The sequence below is a fragment of the Mycobacterium sp. NGS45 genome, from assembly GCF_059812645.1.
This window is the reverse complement of sequence record NZ_JCALDB010000010.1, coordinates 162,794-185,206: the sequence shown is the minus strand read 5'-3', so window position 1 is coordinate 185,206 and position 22,413 is coordinate 162,794. Positions and strand designations below refer to the sequence as shown.

Annotated in this window: 21 protein-coding genes; 10 read left to right on the top strand and 11 right to left on the bottom strand. The window is 68.5% G+C overall.

The features are described 5' to 3' along the window. Positions 1–340: 340 nt before the first annotated feature. Both AC5Y3P_RS11765 and AC5Y3P_RS11760 read left to right on the top strand, forming a co-directional pair. Positions 341–1,168 (top strand): SDR family NAD(P)-dependent oxidoreductase, encoded by an 828-nt coding sequence (locus tag AC5Y3P_RS11765; RefSeq protein ID WP_500046070.1) that lies wholly within the window; start codon positions 341–343, stop codon positions 1,166–1,168. A gap of 38 nt (positions 1,169–1,206) precedes the next feature. Continuing rightward, entirely contained in the window at positions 1,207–1,659 is a 453-nt protein-coding gene (locus tag AC5Y3P_RS11760; RefSeq protein WP_500046069.1) for a hypothetical protein, read from the top strand. A gap of 3 nt (positions 1,660–1,662) precedes the next feature. Here AC5Y3P_RS11760 and AC5Y3P_RS11755 read toward each other — a convergent pair whose 3' ends face one another. From AC5Y3P_RS11755 to AC5Y3P_RS11745, 3 genes are all read right to left on the bottom strand, one after another. Further along, positions 1,663–2,514: an SDR family oxidoreductase gene (locus AC5Y3P_RS11755; protein ID WP_500046081.1), complete on the bottom strand. Its 852-nt coding sequence runs from the start codon at positions 2,512–2,514 to the stop codon at positions 1,663–1,665. 44 nt (positions 2,515–2,558) lie between these two features. Beyond that, a complete protein-coding gene (locus tag AC5Y3P_RS11750) occupies positions 2,559–3,413 on the bottom strand; it encodes an LLM class F420-dependent oxidoreductase (protein WP_500046068.1) in 855 nt (284 codons plus the stop codon). Between the two features lie 108 nt (positions 3,414–3,521). Then, entirely contained in the window at positions 3,522–4,331 is an 810-nt protein-coding gene (locus tag AC5Y3P_RS11745; protein ID WP_500046067.1) for a class I SAM-dependent methyltransferase, read from the bottom strand. A 103-nt stretch (positions 4,332–4,434) separates the two neighbouring features. Here AC5Y3P_RS11745 and AC5Y3P_RS11740 point away from each other — a divergent pair, with 103 nt between their 5' ends. Further along, on the top strand, positions 4,435–5,028 hold the full coding sequence (locus AC5Y3P_RS11740; protein ID WP_500046066.1) for a TetR family transcriptional regulator: 594 nt from the start codon (positions 4,435–4,437) through the stop codon (positions 5,026–5,028). Here the strand turns inward: AC5Y3P_RS11740 and AC5Y3P_RS11735 are convergent. From AC5Y3P_RS11735 to AC5Y3P_RS11715, 5 genes are read right to left on the bottom strand one after another with little or no spacing between them, the layout of a single operon-like run. Further along, positions 5,025–5,828: an SDR family NAD(P)-dependent oxidoreductase gene (locus AC5Y3P_RS11735; protein WP_500046065.1), complete on the bottom strand. Its 804-nt coding sequence runs from the start codon at positions 5,826–5,828 to the stop codon at positions 5,025–5,027. The genes AC5Y3P_RS11740 and AC5Y3P_RS11735 overlap by 4 nt on opposite strands. After that, the gene (locus tag AC5Y3P_RS11730; protein WP_500046064.1) at positions 5,825–6,799 is read right to left on the bottom strand and encodes an NAD-dependent epimerase/dehydratase family protein; all 975 of its coding nucleotides are present in this window, start codon (positions 6,797–6,799) and stop codon (positions 5,825–5,827) included. The genes AC5Y3P_RS11735 and AC5Y3P_RS11730 overlap by 4 nt, the downstream gene beginning before the upstream one ends. A gap of 21 nt (positions 6,800–6,820) precedes the next feature. After that, on the bottom strand, positions 6,821–8,215 hold the full coding sequence (locus AC5Y3P_RS11725; RefSeq protein WP_500046063.1) for a FadR/GntR family transcriptional regulator: 1,395 nt from the start codon (positions 8,213–8,215) through the stop codon (positions 6,821–6,823). Then, a complete protein-coding gene (locus tag AC5Y3P_RS11720; protein WP_500046062.1) occupies positions 8,216–10,381 on the bottom strand; it encodes an acyl-CoA dehydrogenase family protein in 2,166 nt (721 codons plus the stop codon). Positions 10,382–10,431: 50 nt separating this feature from the next. Then, positions 10,432–11,190 (bottom strand): SDR family NAD(P)-dependent oxidoreductase, encoded by a 759-nt coding sequence (locus tag AC5Y3P_RS11715; RefSeq protein ID WP_500046061.1) that lies wholly within the window; start codon positions 11,188–11,190, stop codon positions 10,432–10,434. A gap of 183 nt (positions 11,191–11,373) precedes the next feature. Between AC5Y3P_RS11715 and AC5Y3P_RS11710 the strand changes: the two genes are divergently transcribed. The 3 genes from AC5Y3P_RS11710 (at position 11,374) to AC5Y3P_RS11700 (ending at position 15,490) form a co-directional block, all read left to right on the top strand. Further along, a complete protein-coding gene (locus AC5Y3P_RS11710; RefSeq protein ID WP_500046060.1) occupies positions 11,374–13,665 on the top strand; it encodes a carbon starvation CstA family protein in 2,292 nt (763 codons plus the stop codon). Next, a complete protein-coding gene (locus AC5Y3P_RS11705; RefSeq protein ID WP_500046059.1) occupies positions 13,611–13,802 on the top strand; it encodes a YbdD/YjiX family protein in 192 nt (63 codons plus the stop codon). Before AC5Y3P_RS11710 ends, AC5Y3P_RS11705 begins: the two co-directional genes overlap by 55 nt. Positions 13,803–14,092: 290 nt before the next feature. After that, positions 14,093–15,490, top strand: coding sequence for a DEAD/DEAH box helicase (locus AC5Y3P_RS11700; RefSeq protein WP_500046058.1), 1,398 nt, complete (start codon positions 14,093–14,095; stop codon positions 15,488–15,490). A gap of 19 nt (positions 15,491–15,509) precedes the next feature. Here the strand turns inward: AC5Y3P_RS11700 and AC5Y3P_RS11695 are convergent, their stop codons facing one another. After that, positions 15,510–15,641, bottom strand: coding sequence for a hypothetical protein (locus AC5Y3P_RS11695; RefSeq protein ID WP_500046057.1), 132 nt, complete (start codon positions 15,639–15,641; stop codon positions 15,510–15,512). A gap of 522 nt (positions 15,642–16,163) precedes the next feature. On the opposite strand from AC5Y3P_RS11695, the gene AC5Y3P_RS11690 reads away from it, so the two are divergent. The 4 genes from AC5Y3P_RS11690 (at position 16,164) to AC5Y3P_RS11675 (ending at position 20,217) form a co-directional block, all read left to right on the top strand. Further along, positions 16,164–17,396 carry an acyl-CoA dehydrogenase family protein gene (locus tag AC5Y3P_RS11690; protein ID WP_500046056.1) on the top strand — a complete coding sequence of 411 codons (1,233 nt, stop codon included), beginning with the start codon at positions 16,164–16,166 and terminating at the stop codon, positions 17,394–17,396. Continuing rightward, entirely contained in the window at positions 17,397–18,503 is a 1,107-nt protein-coding gene (locus AC5Y3P_RS11685) for an acyl-CoA dehydrogenase family protein (RefSeq protein ID WP_500046055.1), read from the top strand. A gap of 252 nt (positions 18,504–18,755) precedes the next feature. Beyond that, positions 18,756–19,358 carry a TetR/AcrR family transcriptional regulator gene (locus AC5Y3P_RS11680; protein ID WP_500046054.1) on the top strand — a complete coding sequence of 201 codons (603 nt, stop codon included), beginning with the start codon at positions 18,756–18,758 and terminating at the stop codon, positions 19,356–19,358. Position 19,359: 1 nt separating this feature from the next. Beyond that, the gene (locus tag AC5Y3P_RS11675) at positions 19,360–20,217 is read left to right on the top strand and encodes an LLM class F420-dependent oxidoreductase (RefSeq protein ID WP_500046053.1); all 858 of its coding nucleotides are present in this window, start codon (positions 19,360–19,362) and stop codon (positions 20,215–20,217) included. Here AC5Y3P_RS11675 and AC5Y3P_RS11670 read toward each other — a convergent pair. Next, the gene (locus AC5Y3P_RS11670) at positions 20,214–21,311 is read right to left on the bottom strand and encodes an NAD(P)H-dependent amine dehydrogenase family protein (RefSeq protein ID WP_500046052.1); all 1,098 of its coding nucleotides are present in this window, start codon (positions 21,309–21,311) and stop codon (positions 20,214–20,216) included. The two genes, AC5Y3P_RS11675 and AC5Y3P_RS11670, sit on opposite strands and share 4 nt — an antisense overlap. Then, a complete protein-coding gene (locus AC5Y3P_RS11665) occupies positions 21,308–22,339 on the bottom strand; it encodes a Rieske 2Fe-2S domain-containing protein (protein WP_500046051.1) in 1,032 nt (343 codons plus the stop codon). Before AC5Y3P_RS11665 ends, AC5Y3P_RS11670 begins: the two co-directional genes overlap by 4 nt. Positions 22,340–22,413 lie beyond the last annotated feature (74 nt).

The following is a 22,413-nucleotide window of genomic DNA, read 5'->3' as shown; positions in this document are numbered from 1 at the left end:
AAAAATGAACCGAAAAGCATCCGCCCCCATCGAAAACAACCCACCAATGGCCTGCATCGCCCCGGATCCCAGACCCCCGGCCAACGGCAGGCCAGCAGACCAGCGGTCCTGGGTCCTGCTCACCATCGCCGAAAACCCTTCACTTCTGGTCCCATGAATCTGGTTCCATCGACCGCCGATGCCGGTGCGCGGTTCACCGACGACAGTGACGGTGACAGCCCAACGTGACCGGCGGCATACGCTGTCCCATCCATCGGGAAGGGTGCACGCGACATCGGTGGGTAAGGCGGAACGTAGCCTGCTGTCGTCACCCGCCAACGCCTGCACACAGGAGTCCGCCATGTCCGTCCCCGATCGATCAGCTGCGAATCTCGCGCGTTATACCGGGCGTCGGGTTTTGATCACCGGCGCCGGATCCGGCATCGGGCAGGCCTGCGTGCTGCGGATACTCGCTGAGGGCGGACACGTCGTCGCCGCCGATATCAGCGCCGACGGGCTCGCCGATACCGTCACCAAGGCCGGCGACCGCGCCGACCAGTTGTCCACGGTGGTGCTCGATGTCAGCGACGAGCAGTCGGTCCAGACCGGCGTCGCCGAGGCGGTGAAGCTGCTCGGCGGGCTGGACACCTTGGTCAACGCGGCCGGCATCTTGCGCTCGTCCCGGTTGACCGAGACCACGCTGGCTGATTTCGAACGGGTGCTGCGGGTCAACCTGGTGGGAACGTTCCTGGTGACTCGCGCTGCGATCGAGGCGCTGCAGCAGGGCAACGGGCCGGCGGTGGTGAACTTCAGCTCCACCTCGGCTCAGTTCGCGCATCCCTACATGGCTGCCTACGCGGCCTCCAAGGGCGGTGTGCTGTCGATGACGCACGCCTGGGCCTCGGAATTCTGCAAGTCCGGCATCCGCTTCAATTGCGTTCAGCCGGGCTCGATTTCATCCGGTATGACCGACGGGTCCGGAGTTTCGGGCCAAAGCGTCGGCCCGGGACTGCCCGAGGATGCCGATTACAGCCTGTTCGGCAAGGTCGCACCGATGCTTCCGCTCGACGGCGGCGCGATCTTCGCCAGCCCCGACGCCGTAGCCGGTGCGGTGGCGATGCTGGGCAGCGACGACGCATTCTTCATCACCGGCACCGAGCTCCGCGTCGACGGCGGTTCGCACATGTAGCAGCCTGCTGTGGGCTGAGATTTCGACGGAGGTAGAAAATGAAGACCGCGACGCTCGGCTGTCTGCTATCCGCGCTGGCCACGGCCGGCGCACTGACCGTCGCCCCGGCCGCACATTCCGAGCCCTTCTTCGCCAACTACCAGTTGCTCATCCCGGACCGCTACGACTTCCACACCTGGACCTGGGCGGTCTCGCACTGCGTGCCGGCCGTCGACGGGTGCGTGCAGATCAACGCGATACCGATGCCGGTGGCCAAGGCGTTCGAGTACGTCGGCGACACCCATCTGGTCGACGGTCGCTACACCTTGACCGTCGATGTCCCCGATGGCCTGCGGTGCGGCAACGTCTATTACGGTCCGGTCATCCCGACCCGGGACGTCTACTCCTGGGACGCCGTCAGCTTGCAGGGCACCCTGACGTCGTCGTTCGACGCCGGCTGTGATGGTGCACCAGGTGTGCTCAGTTACCCGTTCTCCCTGGTGCGGCTGTAGCACTCAGCGCCGGCGACGGTGCCGCACCATCCGGAACAGGTAACGCGGCACCGACCTGGTCGGGACCCGGGCCGGCCAGTCGTCGCTGCGGAAGTAGGCATCCGATCCGCCGTCGACGAAGATCACGCTGCCGCACAGGAACTCGGCGGCATCCGAGAGCATGAACAGCATCCAGTCGGCCAGCTGACCCGGGTCACCAAAACGGCCGACCGGGACCGGGAACGCGTTGATCGCCTTGGCCTCACTGGGCGTGGCGAGCTGCTTCTCCAGCAGCGGGGTCAGGATCGCACCCGGCGCAATCGCGTTGAGCCGGATCCCGGCGCCGGCCCACTCGGGCTGCACCGCCGCGCGCCGCACCCAGCGCGCCACCGCGATCTTGGAGCCACCGTAGGCCAGCGACGGCGCCAGCTTGCCGTAGATCTTCAGCACGCCGGCGGCCCGGTCCAGATCACCGGCCAGCAGCGCGCGCACCGCGCGGCGCGGCACCAGCGGCATGGTGGTGGTCGAGTTGCTGGCCACCACAACCACTTTGCCGCGTGCGGCGGCCAGCGCCGGGCGCCACGCCTCGAGTAGATCGACCACGCCGAAGTAGTTGATCGCGAAGATCAACCGGGCCCGGCCCGCCCCGGGCAGCGGTCCGACACCGGCGGCCAACACGGCGCCGTCCAATCGCCCGTCGGCCGCCTCCAGTACCCCGGCAGCGGCGGTGGCGCGCCCGGTCGGGGTGGACAGGTCGGCGATCACGTCGGCGTCGCGCAGATCCACCCCGATCACGGTGTGCCCGGCCGCGCGCAATTTCTGCGCGGCCTGCGCGCCCATCCCGGAAGCCGATCCGGTTACCGCATACGTGCCCAATGTCTTTCCTTCGTCGAGGGGGTCGGGTGTCACTCGGGTGTGGCTCAGCCGGGTGCGGCCAATTCCCGTACCCGCGCGAGCTGCTCGCAGTAGTGCTCGACATTGCGGGCCGCGACCACGCAGGTGATCACGGTGGCCCCGGCCTCGCGCAGTGCATCGAGACGACGCCGCGCACCGTCGGGATCGGCTTCCGGGTCGATTGCCGAGCCGGTGGACAGCGCCACCTCGAAACCGTCCGGCAGCTCGACCTCGGCGAGCATCGCGGTGACCTCTTCCGGGCTCAACCCGAACGGCATCCAACCGTCCGCCAACCCGACACCGCGCCGCAGCGAGGCCAGGCTGCGGCCACCCACCCAGATCGGCACCCGCTGCTGTCGGGCGTGCGGCAACACGGTCATGCCGTCGAAGTCGTAGAACTCGCCGTGGTACTCCGGGGTGGGCGTCGAGAACGAGGCCCGCAGCGCCCGGATGGCGTCGTCGGCGCGCGCTGCGCGGCGCGCATACGGCACCCCGAGTAGTTCGAATTCCTGCACCAGCGAACCGATTCCGACGCCGAGAATCAACCGCCCACCGCTGATCTGGTCCAACGTGCCGTACCGCTTGGCGATTTCCAGCGGATGGTGGTAGCCGAGCACCAGCACCGAGGTGGCCAGCCGGATCCGCTGCGTATGCGCCGCCAGGAAACCCAACGTGGACAACGGATCCCAGTAGGTAGCGCCGCGCACCGCAGCATCGGCGGTGGGCAGCGCAACATGCTCGGAGCAGGTCAGGTACTCGAAGCCCAGCTCGTCGGCGACCGCGACCACCCGGGCCAGATCGGCGGCTTGCGCGTCGGCCTCCCAGGCCGAGGCGACGCCGGGAATCTGCAGCACCGCCGGGGTGGACAATCCCAGCCGCATGTCAGCGGCGCTCGTTGCCGGCCAGAGGGGTCACGCGGGCTCCTCACGTCGTTGGGTCGACCGTCAGGTTAGTACCGCCGCGCGCCGGTACCGGGCCCCGGGTTCCACTCAGTCGGCGTTGACCCGGTGCGCAACCACCAGCAGATACTCCCAGTCCATCGTCGACCCGCCGGCCAGCGCCCGGTCCCCCAGCGCGGCGAGTGCGGCATCCAGCTCGGCGGCCCGCTCCGGTTGATCGGCCAGGCCGGCGTAGGCCGCGATGGTGGGCCCGTAGTTGGCCTTGAAGAAGTCGCGGAAGGCGGCGCCGTCGGCGAACGCGTCGACCCGCAGCGTGCGCCGATCCTCGGTCAGGTCGTCGACCCGGCCGTCGAGCAGCGACACCACGTGGCCTTCGTTGCCCCACAGCGGCGGCGGTGACGCGCCGGGCGGCGGCGGGGCCATGAACGGCCGCATGATCGCGAACATCTGCCCGACGAAGCCCTCCGGGGTCCAGCTCAGCAGCCCGATCCGGCCACCCGGACGACACACCCGGACCAGTTCGTCGGCGGCCTGCTGGTGGTGCGGGGCGAACATCACGCCGATGCAGGACAGCACCACGTCGAACTCGGCGTCGGCGAACGGCAAGCTCTCGGCGTTGGCCTGCTGCCAGCTCAGCTCCACGCCCTGGGCAGCCGCCCGGCGCTTGCCCTCGTCGAGCAACTCGGGCACCAGGTCGGTGGCGACGACGTCGGCGCCGGTCGCTGCCGCCGGTAGCGCCGCGTTGCCGGTGCCGGCCGCCACGTCCAGCACCCGCAGGCCCGGACCCAGGCCGACGGCGTCGACCAGCACCCGGCCCAGCGGCTCGACCACGGCGGCCACACTCGGATAGCTGCCCAGTCCCCAGATGGCCCGGTGCTTGTTCTCCAGGGCGGGATCCATGCCCCAAGTCTGCGCCGCGATAGTCTCGCTGCGAGCGATTTCGGTGCGTTTAGGGGCGCTCACCGCACCTGGGCGCACCGAAATCACGGAGAACAGGAGCGTGATGGCTGAGCAGTTGTCGCCCCGGCAAGCCAAGAGTCTGCAGACGCGGGAACGGTTGCTCGGCGCCGCGGTCGCGGAGTTCAAGCGGGCCGGGATGGCCAACGCCGACGTGGCCGCGATCGTCGGCGCCGCCGGCGTGGCGCACGGCACCTTCTTCTTCCACTTCCCCACCAAGGAACACGTGCTGCTCGAACTCGAGCGTCGCGAGGAGGAGCGCATCGCCACTGCGCTGCGCCGCTTCCTGCGCCGCGAGCACGACCTCGCCGACGCGCTGGGCGAGGCGATCCGGTTGACCGTCGGGCTGGAACGCCGGTTCGGGCCGCTGCTGTTCCAGGACTTCCTGGCGCTGCACTTCTCGCAGACCCGCCCGCCCAAGGAATCCGAGCAGGACCATCCGCTGATCATCCTGGTCGCCGAGGAGATCGAACGCGCCCAGCAGGCCGGCACGGTCGGCGCCGACGTCAACCCGCTCAACAGCGCGGTGTTCTTCCTGCTGGGTCTGTACGCGCTGCTGATCACCACCAGCACCTGGCCGGCCCAGGAGGACATGGTGGCCGACTACCTGACCCGCAATCTGCAGAGCATGCGCGCTTAGCGCACCACCACCGAGCTGGGTTCCCGCGGCGCGCCCAGCATCTCACGGTGTGACGGCGGTTGGCGTCCGTCGTCGTCGGTGATGCCGTAGCGCTGGGCCAGTTCGGCGCCGATCAGGGTGTGTCCGCTCAGCTGTTCGAGTTCGGTGTCGCGGTACAGCGCGTCGATCAGATGGCCGGTGAATTCCGGGGTTTCGGCGTGTTTGGCGAACTCGGCCAGCGCCTCGGGCTGACCGGAGAACGCGCCGCGCAGCTTCTCGGTCAACAGGATGCCCATCCAAATCGACACCGCGGCAACCGATGTGCCGCGGAAGTCGACGGCCATGTCGGCGGCCATCTTGTCCACCCCGGCCTTCTGCGCACCGTAGGCCGGGCCGTGCATGTAGCACACCGAACCGGGTGAGGAAGTGAACACGATCAGTCCGCGCTCGGCTTCCAGCAGCAGCGGTGCGGCGTGCCAGGACGCCACGTAGGCCGAACGCAGCCCGACGTCGAGCACGTCGGCCATCTCAACGGGCTTGTCCCAGAACGGCTTCGCCTGGGTCAATGCATCGGAGATGACGGCGGCGTTGTTGACCAGCAGATCCAGTCGACCGGTTTCGCGGCGCACCCGGGCGAACAGTTCGGCCACCGCCGCGTCGTCGCGGTGATCGAGCGCGACGGCCACTCCGCCGGGTGGGGCCTGCACCATCGAGCGTCCGGTGCCGTAGACCCGCCAGCCGTGCTGGGCCAGCGCCGCGGCGATACCGTGTCCGGCGCCGCGGCTGGCGCCGGTCACCACTGCGACCGGCTGCGCGCTCATGTCGAGAAGGACGCGACGATCGCTTCGGCCGGCGGACGCCAGGTCAGGTCCAGGTCCCGCAGCGTCTTGGTGTCGTCGGTCGGGATCGCGGCCGTGATCAGCTGGGCCGCTTCGTAGCTGAACCCGCTGCCCAGCGGCAGCAGGCCGGCGATCAGATCGGAGATCCGTCCCACACCGCGGAACATGCCCGGCGTCATGGGGAGTCGGCGTACCCGCCGGCCGGACCCGCGTTCCACCGCGGCGATCATTTCGTCGAAGCTCAACGCGTGCCCGCCGCACAGGTAGCGGTGCGGTCCGCGACCCGGCCGCATGATCCGCTCATGCACCTCGGCGACGTCGCGCACGTCGATCATCATCATCCCGGCGTCGGCCACCTTGGGCGCCACCCCGAACCGCACGATGGTGCCCCAGCCCTGCTCGGTGATCCCGGGCGGGGTGTCCAGCGCCGGACCCACCACGCTGGACGGGTAGGTCACCACGATCGGATGCCCCTCGGCCTGCAGTTCGCGGGCCACCCGATCGGCATAGGACTTGGTCCGGGCATACGCCGACTTACCTTGCGCGGTAGGCGAATCCGGGGTGATTACCGGTCCGGGTGGCGGGAACAGCGCGCTGTAGCTGGACAACAGCACGATCGGGTCCAGCCCGATCGCCACGCCGCGGCGCATGATCCGTTCGCTGGCGTGCGCGTTGATGTCCCACATCAACTGTTCGCGGCTGTCGTCGGTGCCCACCACTCCGGCGCCGTGCAGGGCCGCGTCGCAGCCGTCCAGCAGTTCGTCGACGATGTCGGGGGTGCGCAGGTCCCCGGTCAGCACCGTGAGGTCGCCGGCCGCGTCGAACCGGGCGCGCAGCGCGTCATTGGCCCAGTTCGGTTCGGCCAGCAACTTCACCTGATGACCCGCGGCCAGCAGCGCCACCACGATGTGGGCGCCGACGTACCCGGTCCCTCCGGTCACAGCAATTCGCACCGCACGGACCTTACTCGCCGATCACACCCACCACGACGACAGGGCTTCCAGGTGTCGGCGGGTCCGATGCTGGGCCAAGCTGTCGTCGCCGTCGCGGATCGCCTCGATGATCCGGCTGTGCGCGTGGTGCATCTCGCGGGCGTCCCGGGCGTCGGGCAGCGGCGCCCTGGTGGGAGTCCAGTGCCGCAGCAGCAACTCGACCAGAATCCGCAGGAACAGCGTCAGCACCCGGTTGCCGGCCAGCTCGGACAACTCGTCGTGGAAGTCCAACTCGGCCATCCCGGCCTGCTCGGATTCGTCGCCGGCCTGCGCGGCGGCGGCCTGCCGGTCGCAGAACGCGGCGACGTCGGCGTCGGCGCGGCGGCGCACCACCGCGGCCACGCAGTCGACTTCGATCGCCTCGCGCACCAGCCGCAGGTCGTCGCGGCTCGGTCCGCGGTAGTCCAGGTGCAGCGCCATGGTGTCGACGGCGGCGTCCGGCTGCGGCTCGGTGATCATCAGCCCACCGCCGGGACCGCGGCGCATCCGGGCCACGCTGTGGTACTCCAACAGTCGAACCGCTTCGCGCAGCACCGATCTGGACACCCCGTAGCGTTCCAGCAGGTCGTGCTCACCGCCGAACACCGACCCGATCCGCCAGCCGCCCGCGACGATGTCGTCGTACATGGCGACCGCCAGCTGCTCGGCCCGTTTGCCGCGCGCCGAGGCCGGTGGCGCCGCGCCGCGCAGCACCCGGCGCCGGGCGCGCAACCAGCCGGTCACGGTCTGCACATGCTCGGCGGTCAAGGTGCGGGACCGCAACGCATCCCCGGCCGTGACCGCTTCCACGATGCCCTGGTGGTCGCGGACCAGCTGCCGGGCCCCTTCGTCGACCACGGCGGCTGCCGGCGGGTCGGCGCTGCGGGCGAATCGGGTGGTCAACCGGATCAGCACCTCGATGAACAGCGCCAGCACCGGGTTGCCGGTGAGCTGCGCCAGCCCGACGTGAAAGTCGTTGTGGCCGCGCTGCGATGCCGCCTGCGCCAGCTCACGCAGCCGGATGATGCCGTCCTCGTCGATGCGTTCGGCGGCCAGCCCGGCGGCCAACGGTTCCAGCAGCAGTCGGGCGTCGAGCAGTTCGTCGACGCTGATGCCCAGATAGTCGAGGTAGATCAGCACCGCGCGGGTGGCCGGCCCGGCGTCGGGAACGGTGACGAACAGTCCCCCGTTCGGGCCACGCCGCATCCGGGCGACCTGGTGGTGTTCGACCAGCCGCACGGCTTCCCGCAGCACCGAGCGACTCACGCCGTACTGCTCGCGCAGCCCCGGCTCCGAGCCCAGCGACTCGCCGATCGGCCAGCCGCGGCCGATCACGTCGGCCTCGATCCGGCGGGCGACGCGCGCCGCCCGACTGTGGCCGGGACCGGCGTCGGGCACCTACTTGATCAGCGGATCACGCGGCATACCCAGGATCCGCTCGGCGATCTGGTTGCGGGTCACCTCGGAGGTGCCGCCCGCGATCGCCATCCCGCGGGCTCCCATCGCCACCTGTACCGCGTACACCGCCGGCCCGTCCACCAGTGCGGCGTCCGGTCCCAGCAGCGCACACCAGATCGCGGCGAATTCACCCATGTGCTCGGCGAGTTTGAGTTTGGTGATGTTGCCTTCGGGTCCGGGCCCGGCGCCTTCGATGCTGCGCACCGCGCGGCGCAGGTTCAGCAGCCGCATGGCGTGCCCGTCGGCGATGAAGTTGCCGACCCGAGGTTTGGCCCCGGCCAACCGATCCGGGTGCTCGGCGACGATCGGTATCAGGGCGGTGGGATCGACACCGGTGACCCCGGCGCCGCTGCCGATGCTGACCCGCTCGTTGCCCAGCGTGGCGCGGGCCACGGTCCAGCCGCTGTTGGGTTCACCCACCACGTCCTCGTCGGGCACGAACACATCGTTGAAGAACACCTCGTTGAATTCCGAACCGCCACTGATCATCCGCAGCGGACGCACCTCGACTCCGGGCGCCTGCATGTCGATCAGCACGGTGGTGATGCCGGCGTGCTTGGCGGCCTCCGGGTCAGTGCGCACGGTGGCCAGACCGCGCCGGCAGTAGTGCGCACCGCTGGTCCACACCTTCTGGCCGTTGATCTTCCAGCCACCGTCCACCCGCACGGCCTTGGTCTTGATCCCGGCGGCGTCCGACCCGGCATCCGGTTCGGAGAACAGCTGGCACCAGATCTCTTCCTTGCGCAGCGCCTTGTCCACGAAACGTTCGATCTGCGAAGGGGTTCCGTGCTGGATCAGGGTCAGGATCACCCAGCCGGTGATGCCGTAGTCCGGGCGCTTGATCCCGGCCTCACGGAATTCCTGGTCGATCACCAGCTGTTCGACCGCGCCGGCCGCCCGACCAAAGGGCTTGGGCCAGTGCGGCATCACGTAGCCGCTGGAGATCAGCGCATCCAGCTGCGCCTGCTCGTCCAGCCCAGCGATCTCGGCCGCGTCGGCACGCACGCTGGCGCGCAGTTCCTCGGCGGATTCCGGCAGGTCCAGGCTGTTGGCCCGCTTGACCTTGGCCGCGGCCAGGTCGAACACGTCGGCCCCGGGGCGGTCGCCGCCGAGCACCGCGCGCAACGTCAACGCGCGGCGCCAATGCAGGTGCGCGTCGTGCTCCCAGGTGTAGCCGATGCCGCCGTGCACCTGGATGTTGAGTTCGGCGTTGCGGAAGTATCCGCCGAACGCCTGGCTGGCGGCCGCGGCGGCCAGCAGCGCGAACTCGTCGGGTGAATCCCCGTGCGCGCGTGCGGCATCCCAGACCAGGGCCACCGTGGATTCGGAGGCCACCACCATGTTGGCGCAGTGATGCTTGATCGCCTGGAAGGTCGCGATGGTGCGACCGAACTGCTGGCGCACCTTGGCGTATTCGACCGCCGCGTCGACGCAGTCCGCGGCGCCGCCGGCGGCCTCGGCCGCGAACAGGGTGCGCACGATGGCCAGCGCCTGGCCGGCGGCGCCGGCCAGCACGTCCTCGTCGCTGATCGCGACGCCGTCCAGGCGCACCCGCCCGGACCGACGGGCCAGATCCAGGTTGGGTGGGACCTCGATGCTGACCCCGGCGGCATCCCGCGGCAGCACGACGACGTCGTCGCCCACGGTGAGCAGCAGCAGATCGGCCAGTCCGGCGCCGAGCAGCACGCCGGCCGAGCCGCTGACCTTGCCGCCGTCGCGGGTCAAACCGGGTTCGACACCGACGGCGGCGGTGACCGACCCGTCCAGCAGACCGGGCAGCAGTCGTTGTTTCTGGGCGTCCGAACCGGAGCGGTCGATGACCGCCGAGGCCGAAACGGTGGGCACGAACGGCCCGGGTGCGACCGCGCGGCCCAGTTCTTCGATCACCACGACGAGTTCGGGCAGGCCGTATCCGGATCCGCCGTGTTCCTCACCGATGTGCAGGCCCAGCCAGCCCAATCCGGCCAACTCGGTCCAGAACGGCGGGCGGGTTTCCGCTTCGGCGTCCAACAGTGCCCGGGCTGCCGCGCGGGCCTTTTGCGCGGTGAGGAACCCGCGGGCCACCTCACTGAGTTCACGATGGTCGTCGGTCAGTGCGATGCCCACGGGTTCTCCTCGTCTCGTCCTTAAGAGGGCACTCTATTTGATTTGGGGCGTCACTTCGGGGCGAACCGCTGGCCGGCGTCCAGACGCAGGCACTGGCCGTTGAGCATCGGGTTGTCCACGATCGCGGTGACCAGCTTGCCGTACTCCTCGGGCCGGCCGAGCCGCTTCGGGAAGGCCGCATCCTTGGTCAGTGCAGTGGCGAACTCATCCGGGATGCCCTTGGTCAGGCCGGTGGCGAACAGGCTGGGCGCGATGGCCAGCACCCGGATGCCCAGCGAACCCAGGTCGCGGGCCATGGTCAGGCACATGCCGGCGATGCCGGCCTTGGCCGCGGTGTAGGCGACCTGCCCGATCTGCCCCTCGAAGGCCGCGATCGAGGCGGTGTTGATGATGACGCCGCGCTCTTCGTCCTCGGGCTCGTTCTTGGCCATGTGCTCGGCGGCCAGCCGGCTGATGTTGAAGGTGGCGATCAGGTTCAGATCGATCGTCTTGCGGAAGGTATCCAGGCTGTGCACGCCCTTCTTGCCCAGCGTGCGCTCGCCGACGCCGCCACCGGCGGTGGTGACGATGATGTGCAGCCCGCCCAGGTCGCCGACTGCGGCGGCCAGGGCGGCCTCGGTGCCCTCGAAGTCGGTGACGTCCACGGCGTGGAATGTGCCGCCGAGTTGCTGCGCGACGTCCTTGCCGTCGGAGCCCTCGCGGTCCAGGATCGCCACCTCGGCGCCCTTGGCCTTGAGCAGCTCCGCGGAGGCCCGTCCCATGCCCGAAGCGCCGCCGACGACGATCGCCTTCTTGCCGTTGATCTCCATGCGTGTTCCTTCCTAACGCCTATGTGCGTTACAAAGTTAGCGTGTGATGTCACGGTTTGGGAATCCCGGTCCAGATAATTGAGTGTCCGGTTCTCACGTACGGGTGGCGAATCCCTCCATCCGGGCGGGTACCGGTGACAAGATCGATCCGCACCGCGCCCACCGATTCGGAGGATTCGACCTGTGGCAACTCCTGCCGCCGCGCCATCGGAGCGTCTCGAAGAGACCATCGACGACGTCACCTACGTCCGCACCGACCCGCAACTTCCTCCGGTCGCCGTCATCGACCGCTCACCGATTACCCGCAAGCACCGGGTGATCTTCGCGATCATCGCGCTGCTGGGCGCGTGCGCGTGGGCGGTCATCGCGTTCGTGCGCGGTGAGACGGTCAACGCGGTGTGGTTCGTCATCGCGGCGACCTGCACCTACGTGATCGGCTTCCGGTTCTACGCCCGGTTGGTCGAGATGAAGATCGTGCGCCCGCGCGACGACCACGCCACCCCGGCCGAGATCTTCGAGAACGGCACCGACTACATGCCGACCGACCGGCGGGTGCTGTTCGGGCACCACTTCGCCGCGATTGCCGGGGCCGGACCGCTGGTCGGCCCGGTGCTGGCCATGCAGATGGGTTATCTGCCCGGCACCATCTGGATCATCATCGGCGCGGTGGTGGCCGGCTGCGTGCAGGACTACCTGGTGCTGGCGATCTCGACCCGGCGTCGTGGCCGCTCGCTGGGGCAGATGGCGCGCGACGAGCTCGGCGCGGTCGGCGGCACCGCCGCAATCGTCGGCGTGTTGGTGATCATGGTGATCCTGCTGGCGGTGCTGGCGCTGGTGGTGGTCAACGCGCTGGCCGAAAGCCCGTGGGGCGTCTTCTCGATCGCGATGACCATCCCGATCGCCATCTTCATGGGCCTGTACCTGCGTTTCCTGCGGCCCGGCCGGGTCTCAGAGGTGTCGCTGATCGGGGTGGCGCTGCTGCTGCTGGCCGTGGTGTCCGGCGGCTGGGTCGCCGAAACCGAGTGGGGTGCAGACTGGTTCACCTTGTCCAAGGTCACGCTGTCGTGGTGCCTGATCATCTACGGGCTGGCCGCCTCGGTGCTGCCGGTGTGGTTCCTGCTGGCCCCGCGCGACTACCTGTCGACGTTCATGAAGGTCGGCACCGTCGGCCTGCTGGCGTTGGGCATCGTGCTGGCCCGGCCCATCATGGAGGCGCCGGCCATCTCGCAGTTCGCCACCCGCGGCGACGGCCCGGTGTTCGCCGGCGCGTTGTTCCCGTTCCTGTTCATCACGATCGCCTGCGGTGCACTGTCCGGCTTCCACGCGCTGATCTCCTCGGGCACCACGCCCAAGCTGCTGGAGAAGGAAAGCCAGATGCGGCTGATCGGCTACGGCGGCATGATGACCGAGTCGTTCGTCGCGATCACGGCCCTGATCACCGCGGCCATCCTCAACCAGCATCTGTACTTCGTGATGAACGCCCCCGGTGCGGTCACCGGCGGCACCGCCGAGGGCGCGGCCGAGTACGCCAACAGTCTGGGGTTGTCCGGTGCGCCGATCACCGCCGAACAGGTCAGCGAGGCGGCCGAGAGCGTCGGCGAGGCCTCGATCGTGTCGCGCACCGGCGGCGCACCGACGCTGGCGTTCGGGATGGCCGAGGTGCTGCACACCTTCGGCGGACCGAATCTCAAGGCGTTCTGGTACCACTTCGCGATCATGTTCGAGGCGCTGTTCATCCTGACCACCGTCGACGCCGGCACCCGGGTGGCGCGGTTCATGCTCTCCGACGGTCTGGGCAACCTGGGCGGCCCGCTGCGCAAGCTGCAGAACCCGAGCTGGCGGGTGGGGGCCTGGATCTGCAGCGTGGTGGTGGTGGCCGCCTGGGGTTCGATCCTGCTGATGGGCGTGACCGATCCGCTGGGCGGCATCAACACGCTGTTCCCGCTGTTCGGTATCGCCAACCAGCTGCTGGCGGCGATCGCACTGACCGTGGTCACCGTGGTGGTGATCAAGAAGGGGCTGCTGAAGTGGGCCTGGATCCCGGGGGTTCCGCTGCTGTGGGATCTGATCGTGACCATGACGGCGTCCTGGCAGAAGATCTTCTCCGGGGACCCGAAGGTGGGCTACTGGACCCAGCACGCACAGTACGTGGCGGCCAAGGACGCCGGGCTGTCCAGCTTCGGCGCGGCCAAGACGCCGGACCAGATCGACGACGTCATTCGCAACACCTTCATCCAGGGCACGCTGTCGATCCTGTTCGCGGTGCTGGTGCTGATCGTGGTGGCTGCCGGGGTGATCGTCGCGGTGCGCCACATCCGGGGCGTGGGCCGGCCGCTGACCGAGGACGAGGTGGTGCCGTCGCGCATCTTCGCGCCGTCTTCGCTGCGGGCCACCGATGTGGAGAAGGAGGTGCAGAAGCAATGGGACGAGCTGGCCGCTTCCTCGGCCAAATCCGTTGGTACTGCGCCTCATTGATGGGCGACAACCACTACCGCCGGTACGTCGAGCTGCACCGGCGTCGGCATCCCGGCGAGCCGGTGTGCTCGGAAGCCGAGTACTGGCGGATGCGGCACGCGGCCGCTGACGCCAACCCGAGCAGTCGCTGCTGCTGAACCCGGGCGAAACACTCGATGTCCTCGGCTTCCGGTGTGCCCTTGCTCACCATCGACAAGCCGGTTCTGCACGCATTTCCCCAGGACGGGTCGCCCAGCAGCGGCTTGTCGACGGCAACCGAATCGGGCCGCAGCCACCGGATGGGTTAGACTCGGCAGCGAAAGTCGGCACGCTCACTGCTGAGCCGACGTACGTCGTGGATCATCTTCCCCAAGACTTTTCTCGCGGCGATCGATATTGCCCACCGGCAGTCTCGCCCTTCTAGCTTCCGAAAGAGCTGCAAACAAACGTGAATACCCCTGTGTCCTTCGCCGATCTCGGCGTGGCCGAATCCCTGGTGAACGTCCTGACCCACCGCGGCATGACGAGCCCCTTCCCGATCCAGACCAAGACCCTGCCGGACACCCTGGCCGGCCGCGACGTGCTCGGCCGCGGCAAGACCGGCAGCGGTAAGACGCTGGCGTTCTCGCTGCCGCTGGTCAGCCGACTGGCCGGCGTGAAGAGCGCAGCCAAGCGGCCCTCCGGGCTGGTGCTGGCCCCGACCCGAGAGTTGGCCACCCAGATCACCGCGACCATCGAACCGCTGGCCGCTGCGCTGGGTCTGTCGGTGACCACGATCTTCGGCGGGGTCAGCCAGACCCGCCAGGTGTCCGCGCTGCGCGGCGGCGTCGACATCGTGGTCGGCTGCCCGGGCCGGCTCGAAGACCTGATGCGCCAGCGTGAGCTGATCCTGGATGCCGTGCAGATCACCGTGATCGACGAGGCCGACCACATGGCCGATCTCGGCTTCCTGCCCGGCGTCACCCGCATCCTGAATGCCACCCCGACCGGCGGTCAGCGGCTGCTGTTCTCGGCCACCCTGGACAACGGCGTCGACAAACTGGTGACGCGGTTCCTGGCCGACCCGGTCCGGCACTCCCTCGACGAGGCGCACTCGCCGGTTCCCGCCATGACCCATCACGTGTTCCACGTCTCGGGCGCGGACCAGAAGAAGAAGCTGGTGCACAACCTGGCTTCGGGTACCGGTCGGCGAATCCTGTTCATGCGCACCAAACATCAAGCGCGCAAGCTGGCCAAGCAGCTGACCGACTCCGGTGTGCCGTCAGTCGATCTGCACGGCAACCTGTCCCAGGGCGCGCGCGACCGCAACCTGGCGGCGTTTTCGGCCGGCACCGCACGCGTGTTGGTGGCCACCGACATCGCCGCCCGCGGTGTGCACGTCGACGACGTCGAACTCGTCGTGCACGTCGATCCGCCCATGGAGCACAAGGCTTATCTGCATCGGTCCGGGCGCACCGCGCGGGCCGGCAACGCCGGTGACGTGGTCACCGTCGTGCTGCCCGAGCAGCGTCGCGACACCCAGACCCTGCTGCGCCGCGCCGGAATCACCGTGCGGCCACAGGAAGTCGACGCCGAATCCGAGGCGGTGCATGCACTGGTCGGTGAGCGCGCGCCCTATCAGGCGCCGCCCGCACCCGCACCGGTGACGCCCAACCGGCCGGCGAAGAAGGCTCCGCGTCGCGGCGCCAAGCCCGCCGGCCAGGGGCAGCGCAGCCGTGCCCAGCACTCCGACGGCGCCAAGCAGCCCGGTCAGACCGGCCACGGCACCGCAGCCAATCGGCCCTCGAGCAAGCCGCGGCGCCGCCGGGGTGGTCAGGCACGTCGTCGCGACGACGTGCGCAGCTGATCTCTCAGCGGTAGTCGGCTCAGACCCCGGGGCGATTGTGCCGCCGGCCGGCCAAAGCCACTCGCCAGCCGGTCATCTGCAGGGCGATCCGCCGCCCGACGACGTTGACCTCGACGTGCGTGGGGATTCGTTCGGCAGATACGGAGTTCATGGTGCACTCCTTTCGCAATGACATGGAGTGTTCTCGATTCTCAACGCGCCCAACGAGATTGAAACACAGGGCGGATTCATGACCAGGTCCGCGCACCACACTGCGAGCGGACTGCGGTCAAGAGGATCGGATTTCGAATTGGACGGGTCGAACGTCGGCCCATCCTGCGCTGGCGGTCACCTCTGAGCATTGCAAGTCACGGGCTCCGGTATCCCACCGCAGGGCACGTCTTCGTGCGCCACCGAGGCTAATCGTAGATCTGGCGGGCTGCCACCACCCCGGCTGGGCGTTGAATCACGCCGGCCGCCAAACTGTGGTGCACGTCATGTCCGTGGCCCGGCACCCCCGATCGCCGCAGGTGCCGCCCGGGCCCACCAGAACCTCCCCCGCCCCGGCGAAATCCGGCCGACCACCTGCACCTTATTGACATTTGATCAAATATCGAATCACCTGTTACCGTTGCCGCACCGGCCGCGGCGAGTCTGCGCCTGCGTCGCCGCGTTAGCCCCAGGAGGATGCCGAATGGATGTGGAGTGGTCGGCGAAAGACCTCGCGTTCCGCGATGAGGTCCGCGCCTTTCTCGAAGAGAAGCTGACGCCGGAGATCCGGCGCGGCGGCCAACTGATGACCAGCGTGTACGCCGATCACGAAGCCAGCATGGCGTGGCAGGCCATCCTGCACGAGCGCGGCTGGGCTGCCCCGGCCTGGCCGGTGGAGTACGGCGGCTGCGACTGGACCCTGACCCAGCACTACATCTTCAGCCGCGAATCCCAGTTGGCCGGCGCGCCGTCGCTGTCGCCGATGGGTATCCGGATGGTCGCGCACGCCATCATCAAGTACGGCACCAAGGAACAGAAGGACTTCTTCCTGCCCGGCATCCTGACCGGCGAGGTGTTCTTCTGCCAGGGCTACTCCGAGCCGGAGTCCGGGTCAGACCTGGCCTCGCTGCAGATGGCGGCCGTCGAGGATGGCGATGATCTGATCCTGACCGGATCGAAGATCTGGACCACGCACGCCGTCGAGGCCAACTGGATGTTCGCCCTGGTCCGCACCACCCGGTCCGAACGCAAGCAGCAGGGCATCACGTTCATCCTGCTGGAGATGAACAGCCCGGGCATCGAGATCCACCCGCTGGTGATGACCTCCGGCGAAGAGGTTCAGACCCAGGTCTTCTTCGACAACGTGCGGGTGCCCAAGGCCAACGTGCTCGGCAAGATCGACGACGGCTGGACCGTCGCCAAATACCTGCTCGAGTTCGAGCGCGGCGGCGGCGCCACCTCCCCGGCCCTACAGGTGGCGGTCGACAAGATCGCCGCGGCGGCAGCCGATCAGCCCGGCCCCAACGGCGGTGCACTGATTGATGATTCAGCGTTTTCGCTGAAGCTCGCCGACGCCCGGATCCGCACCAAGGTGCTCGAGATCCTGGAATTCCGCACCCTGGCGGTGCTGGAGGGGGGCGGCAACCCCGGACCGGCGTCGTCGATGCTCAAGGTGATCAGCACCGAACTGTCGCAGACCATCACCGAGATGGCGCTCGAGGCGGCGGGTCCGCGCGGTCGGGTCTACCAGCCGCACGCCACCGCGCCGGGCGGCCCGGTCACCCAATACGAGCCACCGGCCGACGGCTACGTCAGTGGTCAGCCGTGGCAAGCGGTCGCTCCGTTGTTGTACTTCAACGACCGCGCCGGATCGATCTACGCCGGTAGCAACGAAATTCAGCGCAACATCCTCGCCAAGGCAGCATTGGGACTGTAAATGGACTTCACACTGAACAACGAACAGGAACTGCTGCGCGACGGGCTCGCCAAGTTCCTCAACACGCGCTACGACCTGACCGCCAGCCGCACCGCGGCCAAGACCGGCCCGGGCTGGCAGCCCGACATCTGGCAGTCGTTCGCCTCCGAGCTGGGCATCCTGGGCGCCACGCTGCCCGAGGAAGTCGGTGGGATCGGCGGTGGCCCAGTCGAATTGATGGTGATCACCGAGGCGCTCGGCCATGCCCTGGCCGTCGAGCCCTACGTCGGGACCGTCGTGGTGGCCGGCGGACTGCTGCAGCGCGTCGGTGGGCCGGTGGCCAATGCGCTGCTGGAGAAGATCGCCGAGGGTGAGGCCGTGGTCGCGGTCAGCGCCCCGCAGCCGGGCACCGAGGCCGACGGCGTCACCGCCCAACGGGACGGCCAGGGCTGGACGCTGACCGGCTCGGAGTTCGTGGTGCTCGACGCGCCGCTGGCTACGCATCTGCTGATCGCCGCCCGCGCCGATGACGGGATCGGGCTGTTCGTCACCGAATTCGATGCCGCCGCGCCGGCCTCGGGTCTGACCGTGCACGGCTACCGCACCATCGATGATCGCCTCGCCGCCGACCTGACCTTCGACGGTTTGCAGTTGCCCGCCGAGGCGTTCCTCGGTGAGGCCACCGATTCGCTGCAGCGCGCCCACGACGAGGGCGCCGCCGCGGTGGCCTCGGAGGCGGTCGGCTGCATGCGAAAGGTGTTGGCCGACACCGTCGAATACAGCAAGCAGCGCCAGCAGTTCGGCGTGCCGATCGGCAGCTTCCAAGTGCTGCAGCACCGCATGGTCGACATGTTCATGGAGGTGGAGCAGGCCGTGGCTTCGGTGTACCTGGCGGTGCTCAACCTCGACGCCGATCCCACCGAACGCGCAGCCGCGGTGTCCGCGGCCAAGGTGACCGTGGGCCGGGCAGCACGCTTCGTCGGGCAGAACGCCGTTCAGCTGCACGGCGGCATGGGCATGACCGAAGAGCTGGCGATCGGCCACTACTTCAAGCGGCTGACCGCAGTGCAGTTCGAGTTCGGCAGCACCGACTATCACTTGGCGCGGTATGCGCGTCTGACCAAGTAGGTCGTCCCGGGGGGTCGACGGGCGGGCTCTCGAATGGGGGCCCGCCCATCGGCGTCTGCGGCTACTGCCGCCCGCGCCGCGCCCGCTCCCCTACTGCCGCGGAGCCTGCGGTTTCATACGCAACACGCCGTCTCGGGCGTATGAAACGGCAGTGCCGACAGCGGACAGCCGGTTCGCCCCGCCGACCCGACGCCGACCCGCCCAACGGACCCCCCGTTGCCCGCCTCCCCCTGCACCAACTATTCTGGACGAGTGTCCAGAGATGTGGCGGTCGACGCGGAGTCCGCGCCCGGCAAGAGCCGTAAGCCGGATCGTCGGCCTGCCCGCACCATCGGCAAGCTGCTCGACGCCGGCCTGGCCGAACTGCGCACGTCGTCGTACTCGTCTATTTCGATGCGCACCGTTGCTGCGCGTGCCGGGGTGTCGGCGGCCAGCGCCTACACCTACTTCCCGTCCAAGAGCGCCCTGGTGGGCGCGGTGTACCTGGGCCTGCTGCGCGGGACCCCGATGCGCACCGACGTCAACCAAGGCACCGGCGAGCGCGTCAGCGCAACGCTGCGGGACATGGCGCTGCTGGCCGCCAACGAGCCCGAACTGACAGCTGCGTGCGGCACCGCGTTGATGGCCGACGACCCGGCCGTGCAGCCGATCACCACCGAGATCGGCAACGAGCTGATGCACCGGATCCGGGCTGCGCTGGGCCCGGGCTGGCCACCGCAGGTCGCCACCACGCTGATGATGACTTTCGCGGGCGCGTTGATGACCGCGCGGTTCTCGTCGTTCGACCAGATCGCCGGCCAACTCGATGACGCCGTCGACTTGATTCTGTCCACCTCGACCAGATCGGATGCCTGACATGGATTTTGGCCTCGTGCTGTTCACCAGTGACCGCGGCATCGCACCCGCGGCTGCCGCCCAGTTGGCCGACCAGCACGGCTTTGCCACCTTCTACGTGCCCGAGCACACCCACATCCCGGTCAAGCGCGAAGCCGCCCACCCGACCACTGGCGACGAGACGCTGCCCGACGACCGCTACATGCGCACCCTGGATCCGTGGGTATCGCTGGCCACCGCCGCCGCGGTCACCAGCCGGGTGCGGCTGTCCACCGCGGTGGCACTGCCGGTCGAGCACGACCCGATCTCGCTGGCCAAGACCATCGCGACGCTGGACCACCTGTCCGGCGGACGCGTGCAGCTCGGCGTCGGATTCGGTTGGAACACCGATGAATTGGCTGACCACAAGGTGCCCCCGGGCCGGCGTCGGACCATGCTGCGGGAGTACCTGCAGGCCATGAAGGCGTTGTGGACCGAGGAGGAAGCCGAGTTCCACGGTGAGTTCGTCGACTTCGGACCGTCGTGGGCCTGGCCCAAGCCGATCCAGGCGCACATCCCGGTGCTGGTCGGCGCGGCCGGCACGGACAAGAACTTCACCTGGATCGCCAAGTCCGCGGACGGCTGGATCACCACGCCGCGGGACTTCGACATCGACGAACCGGTCAAGCGCCTACAGGACACCTGGGCCGCCCACGATCGCGACGGCGCCCCGACCATCGTGGCGCTGGACTTCAGACCCGACCCGGACAAGTTGGCCCGCTGGCGCGACATCGGGGTCACCGAGGTGCTGTTCGGCTTACCTGACAAGAGCCCCGACGACGTCGCGGTCTACGTCGAGCGACTGGCCGGCAAGCTGGACGGGCTGGGCCTGAGCGGTTAGAGCTTGAACCGCCCGGCGAACCCGCGCAGCGGCAGGTCGGCGCTGGTGAGCAGTCCGGGCGGGGCGGCCACCACGGACTTGATCGCGTGCAGCGCCGGCATCCCGGTGACGGTCATCCCGATCGAGGCGAACGAAGTCGGGTCCGACAGGTTCACACCGGGTTTCGGGAAGATCATGTGCTTGTTGTACACACACGGGTCACCCTTGATCTGGGTGATGTAGCAGCCCTTGACCTTCCAGCTCGGGTCGGTGTGCGGCGTCATCTGCCACTCCAGGTGGGTTTCCACCCGAGGCACCCCGTCGACCATGCCCTGATAGCGAATGTAGTTGCCACCCAACGATCCCTTGGGCAGCGTGTACCAGCCCAAGTCGACGTCGCGGGTGCAGGCGCCCAGTTCGGCGGAGAACACCACCTCGTCGAGTTCGAGGTCGAAGCAGTCGGCCATCATCAGCACGCTGTCGGCGAACACCCGGGTGTACTTCTCCAGCTTGCCCGGGATGCTCGGGTCGTCGACCGGTAGGCCGTAGCCGACCTCGATCCAGGTGTCCCGTGAGTGGTGACACGACACGTCGACGGATTCGATGGTGGTGACGTTCTCGATCTCGGCGACGTCAGCCGAACACACCACGCCCAGAATCTGATTGACGCCCGGATTCATCCCGGTGCCGTAGAAGGTCGATCCGCCGCGCTCGCAGGCCGCGGCCAGCAGTTCGCTGACCGGACGCCCGGACGGGTGCGGATGGTTGGTGTCGCGATGCCAGCCGGTGATCCAGTCCGCGGTGGTGACCACGTTGATGCCGGCTTCGAGCACCTTGACGTACAGGTCCTCGTCGGGGAACACCCCGTGGAAGGTCAGCACATCCGGCTTGGCCGCGATGATCTCCTCGATGCTGCCGGTCGCGGTGACCCCGATCGGCTCGATCCCAGCCAGCTCGCCGGCGTCCTTGCCGATCTTGTCCGCCGAATAGCAGTGCACACCAACCAGTTCCAGGTCGGACTGGGCGCCAAAGCGCCGGATCATCTCGGTGCCGACGTTGCCGGTGGCCACCTGGAAGACCCGGACCGGCGCACCGGCGGCGGAGGAGGCAGTCATGACGTGTCACCCTTTCTGGCGGCGTAGACCTCGGCGGCGCTCCCGCCGATACCGTCTGGATAGAACTGCTTGGCCCAGTTGCGGATTGCAGTGAAGCCCGCGAACTCCGAACCGGACAGCGCCGGCGGGTCGGCGTAGCGCTGGTGCGACCAGATGTGCACGTCCTGCTCGAACTGCCGGATCACTTCGGCGCCGAACTCTTCGGCCTTGACCCGGGCCCGCTCGGTGTCCTTGCCGGGCACCCGGCCGATGTACACCATGAACCGGACATCGGAGGTGCGGTCGTCGACCGGGGTGATCGCCGAGATGGTGCGGTTGTCGACCATCCCCCAACTCTTGGTCACCGCGACGCCCAGGCCGCCGTTGATCGCCTCGACACCGCTGTTGACGTCCTCGATGCGTTGCCCGTCATCGCCTTCGAAGGTGATGGTGAAGTCGACGAAGGACACCGGTGCATCGAAGTCGTGCCGGGTGAACACCGGGATGATCGGGGTCTTGTGCACGAACTTGAAGTGCGCGAAATCCACTCCGTTTTCCAGCACGTACTGCGGGTGCAACTCCAGACTCGCCCGGAACATGCGCTGCTGCGGGTAATAGTTGGCCGCACCGCCGGCGTCGCCGAAGCTGGCGAACACATCGGGCACCTCGAAGTGCGGCGGCCGGCCGTCGATGTCATGCCAGATGTACACCGAGTCATTGCATTCGGTGACCGGGTAGGTGCGCATCCGGCGGCCGCGGTTGGGCCGACTCTCGTAGGGAATGCAGACGTTGCGGCCGTCGTGGTCCCATTGCCAACCGTGGAACGGGCACTCGATCACCTCGCCCTCGACGTGCCCGCCATGACCCAGGTGCGCGCCCAGGTGTTCGCAGTAGGCGTCCATCACGGTCAGCCGCCCCGACTGCGCGCGCCAGGCGATCATCTCGGTCCCGAAGTAGGTCATCCGGTGCACATCGCCGACGCCGATCTCATCTGACCACGCGACCTGGAACCAACCGGTCGGCTGCATGGACAGCGGGGGCTTGGCCAACGGATCACTCCTGCGTAGGCGCGGACTCCCCGATGGTAGAGCGCCCAGTCGCAAAATAATAGAGGGCACTGTGA

What these genes read in the sequence shown, in the direction of transcription:
- AC5Y3P_RS11765 (WP_500046070.1), top strand. Translation starts at nt 341, where the DNA reads ATGTCCGTCCCCGATCGATCAGCTGCGAATCTCGCGCGTTATACCGGG.
- AC5Y3P_RS11760 (WP_500046069.1), top strand. Translation starts at nt 1,207, where the DNA reads ATGAAGACCGCGACGCTCGGCTGTCTGCTATCCGCGCTGGCCACGGCC.
- AC5Y3P_RS11750 (WP_500046068.1), bottom strand. Translation starts at nt 3,413, where the DNA reads ATGCGGCTGGGATTGTCCACCCCGGCGGTGCTGCAGATTCCCGGCGTC.
- AC5Y3P_RS11745 (WP_500046067.1), bottom strand. Translation starts at nt 4,331, where the DNA reads ATGGATCCCGCCCTGGAGAACAAGCACCGGGCCATCTGGGGACTGGGC.
- AC5Y3P_RS11740 (WP_500046066.1), top strand. Translation starts at nt 4,435, where the DNA reads ATGGCTGAGCAGTTGTCGCCCCGGCAAGCCAAGAGTCTGCAGACGCGG.
- AC5Y3P_RS11735 (WP_500046065.1), bottom strand. Translation starts at nt 5,828, where the DNA reads ATGAGCGCGCAGCCGGTCGCAGTGGTGACCGGCGCCAGCCGCGGCGCC.
- AC5Y3P_RS11715 (WP_500046061.1), bottom strand. Translation starts at nt 11,190, where the DNA reads ATGGAGATCAACGGCAAGAAGGCGATCGTCGTCGGCGGCGCTTCGGGC.
- AC5Y3P_RS11705 (WP_500046059.1), top strand. Translation starts at nt 13,611, where the DNA reads ATGGGACGAGCTGGCCGCTTCCTCGGCCAAATCCGTTGGTACTGCGCC.
- AC5Y3P_RS11695 (WP_500046057.1), bottom strand. Translation starts at nt 15,641, where the DNA reads ATGAACTCCGTATCTGCCGAACGAATCCCCACGCACGTCGAGGTCAAC.
- AC5Y3P_RS11690 (WP_500046056.1), top strand. Translation starts at nt 16,164, where the DNA reads ATGGATGTGGAGTGGTCGGCGAAAGACCTCGCGTTCCGCGATGAGGTC.
- AC5Y3P_RS11685 (WP_500046055.1), top strand. Translation starts at nt 17,397, where the DNA reads ATGGACTTCACACTGAACAACGAACAGGAACTGCTGCGCGACGGGCTC.
- AC5Y3P_RS11675 (WP_500046053.1), top strand. Translation starts at nt 19,360, where the DNA reads ATGGATTTTGGCCTCGTGCTGTTCACCAGTGACCGCGGCATCGCACCC.
- AC5Y3P_RS11670 (WP_500046052.1), bottom strand. Translation starts at nt 21,311, where the DNA reads ATGACTGCCTCCTCCGCCGCCGGTGCGCCGGTCCGGGTCTTCCAGGTG.